We start from the raw sequence: 9721 nt of genomic DNA on the forward strand, positions 1-9721 counted from the left end.
CGGCTCCCACGGCGCCTGTTGCAGCAACCCGCCGTAAAGCGCTTCCAGCAGGGCCGAAAACCCGTCCTGATCTCGTTTCGCCATGCCGTTTCCTTTAGGTCGGAATCGATATCCAGTCATTCGGCCATTCAGGTCGACTTCCCCCGTCATCTCGGCTCAAGGCCGGGGTGACGAGGAAGACAAGACCGAAATCTGCATCTTTCCCACCGACCACCAACGGAGAATGACTATGGCCCTGCACCCCGCCGCGGCGTCGATCCTCGAGATGATGAAGCAGCTTCCGTCCGCCGTCGGGCCGTTCACGGTCGAGGCGTTCCGCGTCGGCGATACGCAGCCGATGCCGTTCCCCAAGCCCCCGGTGGCCGAGGTGCGGGACCTGATTCTCGCCGCGCAGCCGGCGCGGCTCTATCACCCGCGCCCCGACGAAAAGCTGCCGGTGATCCTGTTTCTCCACGGCGGCGGCTGGGTATGCGGCAATATCGAAACGCATGACGTCACCTGCCGCGCGCTCGCGCTCAAGGCGGGGCTGCCGGTGGTGTCGCTCGATTATCCGCGCGCGCCGGAGCACCCCTTCCCCGCCCCGCTCGACGCGAGCTATCGCGCGCTCGCGGCGCTTGCCACCGTCGGGCCGAATGTCGACGCCAGTCGAATCGCGGTCGCTGGCGACAGCGCCGGGGGCAATCTCGCTGCGGCCTTGTGCCTGCTCGCCAAGGAGCGCGGCGGCCCGGCGATCGCGCATCAGCTGCTGATCTATCCGGTGCTCGATACCGATTTCTCCCGTGCCTCCTATCGCACCAACGGCACCGACTATTTCCTCACCGGCCCGATGATGCGCTGGTTCTGGGAGCAATATGTCGGCGACGCGGTGGACAATCCCCCCGCGCTCGCCGCGCCGCTGCGCGCGACCGATCTCGCCGGGCTGCCCGCCGCGACGATCATCGCCGCCGAATATGACCCGCTGCGCGACGAGGACGTGGCTTATGCAGAGCGGTTGCAGGCGGCCGGCGTGCCGGTGCGGCTGGAGCGGGTCGGCGGGGTGTTCCACGGCTTCGCCAGCATGCCCGGCGTGCTGCCCCCGGCGGACGCCGCGCTCGATCTCGCCGGTGCCGATCTTCGCCGCGCGTTCGGGCTGTAGGGGGAGGCAGGACTCCGCCATCTTCTCTCCGTCATTCCCGCGAAGGCGGGAATCCATTGACGCTGCCGTTGCGATTCTTCGCGGAGGGCTGAGTGAATGGATTCCCGCCTTCGCGGGAATGACGAGTTAGATAAACGGGTTGGTGACCCTATCGTCAAATCCCATAGCCGCCTGCCACGGCGATCTGCTGCCCGGTGACATAGGCGGCCTTGGACGAAGCGAGGAACACCGCGGCATGGCCGATCTCCTCGGGCTGGCCCCAGCGCTTGAGCGCGAGATTCTTGTGGACCTCGCGGGTCCATTCCTCGTCGAACACGCCCTGCTTGCTGAGTTCGAGGAACATCCCCGCCTCGATCACCCCGACCAGCACGGTGTTGGCGCGGATGCCGTTCTTGCCCTCCTCGCGCGCGAAGCCCTTCACCAGCGCCTCGTTCGCGGCCTTGGGCGCGACCGACAGCCCGTCCTTGTCGGGCCAACGCAAATCGCCCGCCGAGCCGAGATGGACGATCGACCCGCCGCCCGCGCCGCGCATATGCGCGATCGCCGCGCGGCTGGCGTTGAAGAAGCCATGGACCTCGACATCGATCGCACGGCGCCATTGCTCGGGCGTCGTCTCGGTGAGGAACACCTGCGCCACCAGCGGCCCCGCGCCCCATACCATCGTATGCACCCGCCCGTGCGCCGCCGCTGCCGCCGCGATCGTCGCGTCGAGCGTCGCCGTATCGGTGACGTCGCATTCGTGGACGCTGGCGCGACGGCCGAGCGATTCGATCTCGCGCGCGAGCGATTCGGCCTCCTCGCGCTTCGACCGCCAGGTGATCGCGACATCGCTGCCCGCGCGCGCGAATTCCAGCGCGACGACGCGCCCGATCCCGCCCGTCGCGCCGAAGATCAGCGCCGCGCCCTCCGGAAAGAGCCGTTCATCGCCCATTACATCCTCCATTTGCTCTGCTTGCCTTGCATGATGCGGCCGTTCATGCGAGGTTACATCGAAATGCGCAATTGATAAGCGTGAAAAACACGCATATTGTGATTTTACCGACGGACATCTGCGGATAGAGAGAGGCAAACATGGCAACGACCGCCGAATATGGTCTCGGCGAACATCAGTTCCCGCGCGGCTGGTTCATGATCGCGGCGTCGGACGAGCTGGAGGGGCGCAAGGCCCACGCCGTCCGGTTTTTCGGGCGCGACATGGTCCTGTATCGCGGGCGTTCGGGCAAGGTCTATCTCGTCGACGCTTATTGCCCGCACATGGGCGCGCATCTGGCGAAGAACACCACCTCCTATGTCATCCGCGACGATGAGCAGATCGAGGGCGATTCGATCCGTTGCCCCTATCACGGCTGGCGCTTCGGGCCGGACGGCAAATGCAACGAAATCCCCTATTCGCCGCAGAAGATCCCGGCGGCCGCGTGCCTGCCGAGCTGGCCGGTCGAGGAGCGCGCTGGCTGCATCTGGATGTGGAACGATCCCGAGGGTGGCGAGCCCGATTACGATCTTCCCGCCTTCGCCGAATATGGCACCCCGCATTGGGTCGACTGGAAGATCGACCAGCTCGGCGAGCTCAAGAGCCACCCGATTGAGATCCTCGACAATATGGCCGATCGCGGCCATTTCGGCCCGGTCCACGGCTCGGAGGGGATCGAGCTGTTCGAGAATGATTTCAACGATCATATCGTCGTCCAGCGCTTCCGCTCGGGGCACCGCACGCTGGTTACCGAGGGCGCGCTCTATACCAACACCTGGTATACCGGGCCGGGCATCCTGATCTCTGAGATGGCGGGGGAATATCCCTCGATCATCCTCATCGCGCATACCCCGGTCGAGGACGGCGTGGTGCGCGTGTGGCATGGCCTGCTCGTCAAGGTCGGCAATGCGACGCCCACCGAAGAAGATATCGGTCTCGCCCGCGCCTATCAGGATGCCAGCCTCGCCGCGTTCAGCCAGGATTTCGAGATCTGGTCGAACAAGCGCCCGTGCTTCAACCCGCTGGCGGTGCGCGGCGACGGGCCGATCGGCAAGGTCCGCATCTGGTATCGCCAATTCTACAACCCGCGCGCCCGCGCCGGCGAATTCCAGAAGCGCGTCAACGGCACCACCGTGACGCGCGGCACCACCACCGCACCGTGGGACGAAGAACAAGCCGCCTAGTTAGATACCGTCATGCCGGACTTGATCCGGCATCCAGAGCCATAAAGGCCATCGCTCGTGACTCAGGATGCCGGGTCGAGCCCGGCATGACGGCGGAGGATTTCAATTCCGCCATGCTATTTCGAGGAGAGAATTTTTGGGACGATTGAACGGCAAGGTGGCGATCGTCACCGGCGGCTCGCAGGGCATGGGCGCGGCAACCGCGCGCCTGTTCGCCGCCGAGGGCGCGAAGGTCGTGATCGGCGACGTGGTCGAGGACAAGGGCCAGGCGCTCGCCGCCGAGATCGGCGCCGCTGCGCGCTTCTCAAAGCTCGATGTCCGCTCCGAGGCGGATTGGGCGGCGATCGTCGCCACCGCGACCGAGGCGTTCGGCGCGGTCGACATCCTCATCAACAACGCCGCGGTGGTCCATTTCACCGCGATCGAGGAATTGAAGGTCGAGGACGCCGAGCGCGTGCTGTCGATCAACGTGATCGGCACGATGCTCGGCGCCAAGCATATCGCCCCGGTGATGACCAAGGCCGGGCGCGGCGTGATCATCAACATCTCGTCGGTCGACGGCCTCCGCGGCTGCAACGGCCTGCCGATCTACACCGCGAGCAAATGGGCGGTGCGCGGGCTGACCAAATCGCTGGCGATGGAATTGGGACCGCGCGGCGTGCGCGTCTGCTCGGTCCATCCGGGCGGGGTCAATACCCAGATGGGCAACCCGATGGGCGCGACCGGCGCCGATCTCAACCGCGGCTATGAGCGCGTGCCGCTCCAGCGCATCGGCGAGCCCGAGGAAATCGCGCGCGCCAGCCTGTTCCTCGCTTCCGACGAGGCCAGCTATATCAGCGGCGCCGAACTGGCGGTCGATGGCGGCTGGACCGCCGGCTATTACCAGCCGGTGCTCCCCGGCGCGCCCGCCGGTCTGGGCGCCTAAGGCGATGGCCGCGCTTTCCGGCAAGGTCGCGATCGTCACCGGCGCCGGGCAAGGCGTCGGGCGCGGCATCGCGCTGGCGCTGGCGAAGCGCGGCGCCACGCTGGCGCTGCTCGGGCGAACCAAGGCCAAGCTCGATAGCGTCGCGACGGAGATCGCCGCGCTCGGCGGGACGGCACAGGGCTTCGCCTGCGACGTCAAGGATGCCGTCTCGATCGGCGATGCCGTGGCGGGGGTGACAAGCGCGTTCGGCGGGGTCGATATCCTCGTCAACAATGCGCAGGAAGTCCCGCTCGGCCCGCTGATGGCGGTGAGCGACGCGGCATTCGAGGCCGGGTTCGACTCCGGCCCGCTCGCCACCTTCCGTTTCATGAAGGCATGTCACCCGCACATGAAGCGGCGCGGCGGCGGGGTGATCTTCAACCTCGCCAGCTCGGCGGCGGTGCGCTGGGACATGGCCAATTACGGCGCCTATGCCGCGGTGAAACAGGCGATCCGCTCGCTGAGCCGCGCCGCGGCGGCCGAATGGGGCGTCGACGGAATCCGCGTGTTGACGATCGCGCCCCACGCCAAATCGCCTGGGCTCGTCCAGTGGATCGAGAACAACCCGGCGGAGGCCGAAGCCTTTTTCCGCACGATCCCGCTGCGCCGTGTCGGCGAATGCGAAGAGGATATCGGCGAGGCGGTGGCCGGGCTGTGCGGCCCCGAATTCGCCTATCTCACCGGCGCGACGATCCCGCTCGACGGCGGGCAGGCCAATTTCGACTGACGGATAAGGGAGAGGAAGGGCATGGACCCGCGCGTCGTATCGGACATCATCGAGATCCAGCAGCTCCTCGCCACTTATGTCTATGCGATCGACGCCAAGGATTTCGACACGCTCGATCGCGTGTTCACCCCGGACGCGACGTTCGATTATTCGGTGACCGGCGGCGAGATCGGCGATTATGCCACGATCAAGTCGTGGCTCGCCAAGGCGTTGGCCCCCTTCCCCGTCACCCAGCATCTCATCGGGCTGCCGCTGATCCGCGTCGACGGCGATCGTGCCACCTCGCGCACGATGCTGTTCAACCCGATGCAGCTCGCGCAGCCGGGCGGCGATCACCTGTTCTTCGTCGGCGCAACCTATGTCGACGATCTCGTCCGCACCCCCGACGGCTGGCGCATCACGCGCCGCGCCGAGGCCGACCCGTGGGTCAAGGATCCGCCGCAGAATTTCACGCCGGAGAAGGCGGGCTGAACCGCTGGTCCGTATCTTTTTTCGTTACTGATTGGATTGAAGCGAATGAACCCGAACACCCCTTCATCGTCATGCCGGACTTGATCCGGCATCCAGAGCCACAAGGGACATCGCCCGTGGCTCTGGATGCCGGGTCGAGCCCGGCATGACGGCAGGGGCAGCCGCGGGGAGGAGAGAGGAAAACATATGTTGCTCAAAGGCAAAGTCATCGTGGTCAGCGGGGTCGGCCCCGGGATGGGGCAGTCTCTCGCCCGCATCGCCGCCGAGGAAGGCGCCAAGGTCGCATTGGGCGCGCGTAGCCAGAAATTTCTCGATGAGGTGGCGGGCGAAATCCGCGCCGCGGGCGGCGAAGCCGTCGCCCGCTCCACCGACGTGACCGATGCCGGCCAGTGCCAGGCGCTCGCGCAGGCGGCGCTCGACGCGTTCGGGCGCATCGACGGCCTCGTCAACACCGCCTACATCCACGGCGAATGGACCACGGTCGATCGGGCCGATCCGGCCGACTGGCTCAAGGTGCTCGACGTCAATTGCCTCGGCGCGCTGCGCATGGCGCAGGCGGTGTTCCCGACGATGAAGGCGCAGGGCAGCGGCGCGATCATCAATGTTTCGACGATGTCGACCGTTAACCCCTTCCCTGGCGAGGGCGGCTATGCCTCGGGCAAGGGCGCGCTCAACGCGCTGACCCGGCATATGGCGAAGGATTTCGGCCCGCACGGCATCCGCGTCAACGCGACCCGCATGGGGTGGATCGGCGGCAAACCGGTCTATGACTGGATCGCGCGCGAAGTCGCCGCCGGGCGCGACCGCGCCGAAGTGGAGGGCGAGATCACCTCGCGCATCCCGCTCAACATCATTCCGCCCGAGGAAGATTGCGCCAAGGCGGTGCTGTTCTTCCTCTCCGATTATTCCAAGGTCGTCACTGGCGCGTCGCTCGACGTGAATGGCGGCCAGTATATGGCACCCTGATCATGACCAAGGACACCGAACAGCGCGTCGCCTCGGGCGAGGTGTGGCGCGATTTCTGCCGCCGGCTGGAGGCGATCGGCGAGGTGGTGCTGAGCACCAGGATCGCCGACACCCCGATCGATCAGGCCGAAGGCTATCGCTACCTCAGCCGGCTGACGCGCATCGCGCTCGACATGCATCTGGAGAATGCCGACACCGATTTCCCCGGCTTCTACGCCGCGTCGCACCCGACGGCGAAGATCGGCGCGGACAATCCCGACAATATCTACATGAACGCCGCGATCAGCGGGGCACGGCGCTATCGCATCAGCGGCAATCGCGGGTCGGTGCCGATCCTGAGCTTCGGCACCAAGGCGAACCGCTATGCGATCGACGGGACGATGGCCTCCACCGGCGAACTCGATTCGGCGGATATCGAGTTCGAGGAAGACGGCAGCTTCGAGATCATCGCGAGCAAGGAGCGCGAGAACGGCAACTGGCTGCCGCTGGCCGACGATTCATCGATGCTGCTCGTCCGCCAAACCTTCCTCGATCGCGACAATGAGGTGCCGGCGACGGTGAAAATCGAGGCGATCGATCGCCCGCGCGAAACCCCCGAGCCGCTCACCGCCGAGAAGCTCGAGCAAGGGCTGCAGCGCGCCGCTGCCTTCGTCGAGGGCACCGCGCGGACCTTCCTGCGCTGGACCGATATGCTGATGCCGGCGCTCAACCAGCTCGCCACCACCGACCAGACGATGTTCTACAAGGCCGGCGGCGATCCGACGATCTTCTACCTTCACGGCTATTGGAAGCTCGCGCCGGACGAGATGCTGGTGATCGAAACGCCGGTGCCCGATTGCACCTTCTGGAATTTCCAGGTCGACAATATCTGGTTCGAATCGCTCGATTATCGCCACCATAAGGTGCATGTGAACGCGCATAGCGCGACGCTCAATCCGAATGGCACGGTGACGATCGTGGTCGCCGCGCGCGATCCCGGCTTCGGCAATTGGGTCGACACCGCCGGGCACGAACACGGCACGATGCTGCTGCGCTGGACGGGGGCGACCGAGCATCCCGTGCCGGTGACACGCGTGGAGAAATTGGCATGAGTGATCTCGAAACCCGCATCGCGCGACTGGAAGCGGAAAGCGATATCCGTCGCTTGAAGGCGCGCTATCTCAATGCCTGCGACGCGAAGGATGTCGACGCGATCCGCGCCTGCTTCACCCCGGATGCGGAGATCGACTTTCCGCCGATCGGCACCTTCGGGGTCGACGGGCTGATCGACGTGTTCACGCAAATGGCGGCGACCACGCCGATCGTCGACGTCCATCAGGGGCATAATGGCGAGATCGAGGTCGACGGCGACGAGGCCAAGGCGCGCTGGAACCTCGGCTATGCGACCTACGATCCGCGCAGCGGCACCTTCCGCCTGCTCGCGAACTTCTATCAGGATCGCTATCGCAAGACCGCCGAGGGCTGGCGCATCTGCTATTCGCGCTCCGAACCGCGCGCGATCGTCGACGGCGCGATCGGGCCGGAGGGGGTGAAGGCCGGCTGGGTCGCGGCCGGGTAGGGACGCGACAGAACTTGTGCTCCCGCGAAGGCGGGAGCCCAGTCTGGGTCCCCGCCTTCGCGGGGACACAAAGACTAACCACCCCGGCGAAGGCCGGGGCCCAGTTACGATCGGCCCGATGCTGGACCCCGGCCTTCGCCGGGGCGGTAACCTATCCGCCCCTTTTTCGCTCAATCGACCAGCGAGCACCAGCGATAGTCGTGCTTGATGAAATTTTGCCCGAGGCTGTAGCGGATGCGGTGGACGCCGGGGATCTTGTCGATCGTCTGGTGGAGATAGTCGGTCAGTTCCGCGCCATTTTCCACCAGGGTCATCGCCAATACGTCGGCGCGGCCGAGGATCGTCGCGACGAAGCCGATCTCGGGCAGATCGGCCAGCGCGCGCGACACCCGCTCGATATCCGACGCGCTGTTCGCCTCGACCCACAGATAGGCGAGGATCGGGTTGCGCAGCCGATTGGCATTGGTCACCGCGGCGACGCGGATCACCTTATTGTCGAGCAGCCGCTTGAGCCGCGAGCGGATCGTCCCTTCGGTCAGCCCGAATTCGCGGCCGATCTCGCGATTGGAGACGCGCGCGTCGTGCCCCAGCCGCTCGATGATCCGCTCGTCCAGTTCGTCGAGCGCGATGCGAGTCATAGAGGTGCCCATTCCGGATTGTATTTGAGGACCTTGAGCGCAAGGCTCGGGAACAGCCGCTCGACCCCGTCGATCTTGGCGATGACGTTGGTGAGCAATTCCTCCATTTCCGCGAGCGAGCTCGACACGACCTGGATTTCCAGATCGTGCGTGCCAATCGCGACGTTGACGGTGATCACCCGTTCGAGCCGCGCCAGCTCCTCGCCCACCGCGGTCGCCGCGCGGCCCTTCACCTGCACCCCGACCGGCGCGAGATATTCGAAGCCCATCGCCGACAGATCGCGCATCGCGACGACGCGCAACATATTGGCCTCCTCCAGCCGGCGCAGCCGGGTGCGGACGGTGGCTTCGTTGACGCCCATGTCGCGCGCGAGATCGCGGTTGGCGATGCGGCCGTTCTGGCGCAGCGCGGCGATGATCCGCTCATCCATATCGTCGGTTTCGAACTCGGCAGCTTCCCTGCCGTTCTGGGCCTTGCCGCGTCCGCGACGTTCCCCCTTGGCTTCTGCTCGCAACGCAATTTCTCCAGTTGGGTGCAGATGTACATTTGCGCGCCCGATCGTCAACACGCTTCACCGAACACGGTCGAATATCACACTTTGCGTATTAATTTTCTCTTTTCGTAACGCATTTCGCGTGCGACAACCGCCGGCAAACAAGAGAGGGATTGCTTTACCGTGGCAGCGAATGAGGAAGTCGACCTGCTCGTCATCGGCTCGGGCGCGGGCGGGCTGACCGCCGCATTCACCGCGGCCGACGCCGGTGCGAGCGTGCTGGTGGTGGAAAAGGCGGCGAAGTTCGGCGGCACCTCCGCCACCTCGGGCGGCGGCATCTGGATCCCCAACAGCGACGACGCACGCGCCAAGGGCCATGCCGACGATCCCGGCGAGGCTTTCGGCTACATCAAGGCGCTGATCGGCGACGACGTCCCCGATGCCAAGCTCCACGCCTATATCGACAATGCGCATCGCATGTTGAGCTACCTCGAGCAGAAGTCCGAGGTGCATTACACCGCCTATGCCTATGCCGATTATCATATGGACGTGGCGGGCGCGCGCGGCGGCTGGCGGACGCACGATCCGATCCCGCTGATGGCCGACCGGCTCGG

Annotated in this window: 12 protein-coding genes; 9 read left to right on the forward strand and 3 right to left on the reverse strand. The window is 65.7% G+C overall.

What is annotated here, in order from left to right; translation table 11 throughout:
* Positions 1–229: 229 nt before the first annotated feature.
* Positions 230–1135 (forward strand): alpha/beta hydrolase, encoded by a 906-nt coding sequence (locus BGN95_RS03920; protein ID WP_286771675.1) that lies wholly within the window; start codon positions 230–232, stop codon positions 1133–1135.
* A 154-nt stretch (positions 1136–1289) separates the two neighbouring features.
* On the opposite strand, the gene BGN95_RS03925 is transcribed toward BGN95_RS03920, so the two are convergent.
* Positions 1290–2066, reverse strand: coding sequence for an SDR family NAD(P)-dependent oxidoreductase (locus BGN95_RS03925; RefSeq protein WP_179511110.1), 777 nt, complete (start codon positions 2064–2066; stop codon positions 1290–1292).
* Between the two features lie 140 nt (positions 2067–2206).
* Here BGN95_RS03925 and BGN95_RS03930 point away from each other — a divergent pair, with 140 nt between their 5' ends.
* The 7 genes from BGN95_RS03930 to BGN95_RS03960 all read left to right on the forward strand — a co-directional run bounded on the left by BGN95_RS03930 (position 2207) and on the right by BGN95_RS03960 (position 7975).
* Entirely contained in the window at positions 2207–3289 is a 1083-nt protein-coding gene (locus tag BGN95_RS03930; protein ID WP_286771676.1) for an aromatic ring-hydroxylating dioxygenase subunit alpha, read from the forward strand.
* Between the two features lie 136 nt (positions 3290–3425).
* Positions 3426–4214 carry an SDR family NAD(P)-dependent oxidoreductase gene (locus BGN95_RS03935; protein ID WP_286771677.1) on the forward strand — a complete coding sequence of 263 codons (789 nt, stop codon included), beginning with the start codon at positions 3426–3428 and terminating at the stop codon, positions 4212–4214.
* 4 nt (positions 4215–4218) lie between these two features.
* Positions 4219–4980, forward strand: a complete 762-nt coding sequence (locus BGN95_RS03940; protein WP_286771678.1) for an SDR family NAD(P)-dependent oxidoreductase — start codon at positions 4219–4221, stop codon at positions 4978–4980.
* A 21-nt stretch (positions 4981–5001) separates the two neighbouring features.
* Complete coding sequence (locus BGN95_RS03945; protein ID WP_286771679.1) at positions 5002–5451, forward strand: nuclear transport factor 2 family protein; 450 nt, start codon at positions 5002–5004, stop codon at positions 5449–5451.
* 186 nt (positions 5452–5637) lie between these two features.
* Positions 5638–6417 carry an SDR family oxidoreductase gene (locus BGN95_RS03950; protein ID WP_265268628.1) on the forward strand — a complete coding sequence of 260 codons (780 nt, stop codon included), beginning with the start codon at positions 5638–5640 and terminating at the stop codon, positions 6415–6417.
* A gap of 2 nt (positions 6418–6419) precedes the next feature.
* The gene (locus BGN95_RS03955; protein WP_179511104.1) at positions 6420–7508 is read left to right on the forward strand and encodes a DUF1214 domain-containing protein; all 1089 of its coding nucleotides are present in this window, start codon (positions 6420–6422) and stop codon (positions 7506–7508) included.
* The gene (locus BGN95_RS03960) at positions 7505–7975 is read left to right on the forward strand and encodes a nuclear transport factor 2 family protein (protein ID WP_286771680.1); all 471 of its coding nucleotides are present in this window, start codon (positions 7505–7507) and stop codon (positions 7973–7975) included. Before BGN95_RS03955 ends, BGN95_RS03960 begins: the two co-directional genes overlap by 4 nt.
* A gap of 170 nt (positions 7976–8145) precedes the next feature.
* On the opposite strand, the gene BGN95_RS03965 is transcribed toward BGN95_RS03960, so the two are convergent.
* Both BGN95_RS03965 and BGN95_RS03970 read right to left on the reverse strand, forming a co-directional pair.
* On the reverse strand, positions 8146–8613 hold the full coding sequence (locus BGN95_RS03965; RefSeq protein ID WP_179511102.1) for an Lrp/AsnC family transcriptional regulator: 468 nt from the start codon (positions 8611–8613) through the stop codon (positions 8146–8148).
* Positions 8610–9128 (reverse strand): Lrp/AsnC family transcriptional regulator, encoded by a 519-nt coding sequence (locus BGN95_RS03970; RefSeq protein ID WP_265268625.1) that lies wholly within the window; start codon positions 9126–9128, stop codon positions 8610–8612. Before BGN95_RS03970 ends, BGN95_RS03965 begins: the two co-directional genes overlap by 4 nt.
* A gap of 162 nt (positions 9129–9290) precedes the next feature.
* On the opposite strand from BGN95_RS03970, the gene BGN95_RS03975 reads away from it, so the two are divergent.
* A partial coding sequence (locus BGN95_RS03975) for an FAD-dependent oxidoreductase (protein WP_286771690.1) occupies positions 9291–9721 on the forward strand: 431 nt, incomplete at its 3' end.

Origin of the sequence: Sphingomonas sp. 66-10, assembly GCF_001897045.1 — a bacterium.
GTDB classification, from domain to species: domain Bacteria; phylum Pseudomonadota; class Alphaproteobacteria; order Sphingomonadales; family Sphingomonadaceae; genus Sphingomonas; species Sphingomonas lycopersici.

What these genes read in the sequence shown, in the direction of transcription:
- BGN95_RS03965 (WP_179511102.1), bottom strand. Translation starts at nt 8,613, where the DNA reads ATGACTCGCATCGCGCTCGACGAACTGGACGAGCGGATCATCGAGCGG.
- BGN95_RS03920 (WP_286771675.1), top strand. Translation starts at nt 230, where the DNA reads ATGGCCCTGCACCCCGCCGCGGCGTCGATCCTCGAGATGATGAAGCAG.
- BGN95_RS03930 (WP_286771676.1), top strand. Translation starts at nt 2,207, where the DNA reads ATGGCAACGACCGCCGAATATGGTCTCGGCGAACATCAGTTCCCGCGC.
- BGN95_RS03925 (WP_179511110.1), bottom strand. Translation starts at nt 2,066, where the DNA reads ATGGGCGATGAACGGCTCTTTCCGGAGGGCGCGGCGCTGATCTTCGGC.
- BGN95_RS03945 (WP_286771679.1), top strand. Translation starts at nt 5,002, where the DNA reads ATGGACCCGCGCGTCGTATCGGACATCATCGAGATCCAGCAGCTCCTC.
- BGN95_RS03940 (WP_286771678.1), top strand. Translation starts at nt 4,219, where the DNA reads ATGGCCGCGCTTTCCGGCAAGGTCGCGATCGTCACCGGCGCCGGGCAA.
- BGN95_RS03950 (WP_265268628.1), top strand. Translation starts at nt 5,638, where the DNA reads ATGTTGCTCAAAGGCAAAGTCATCGTGGTCAGCGGGGTCGGCCCCGGG.
- BGN95_RS03955 (WP_179511104.1), top strand. Translation starts at nt 6,420, where the DNA reads ATGACCAAGGACACCGAACAGCGCGTCGCCTCGGGCGAGGTGTGGCGC.
- BGN95_RS03960 (WP_286771680.1), top strand. Translation starts at nt 7,505, where the DNA reads ATGAGTGATCTCGAAACCCGCATCGCGCGACTGGAAGCGGAAAGCGAT.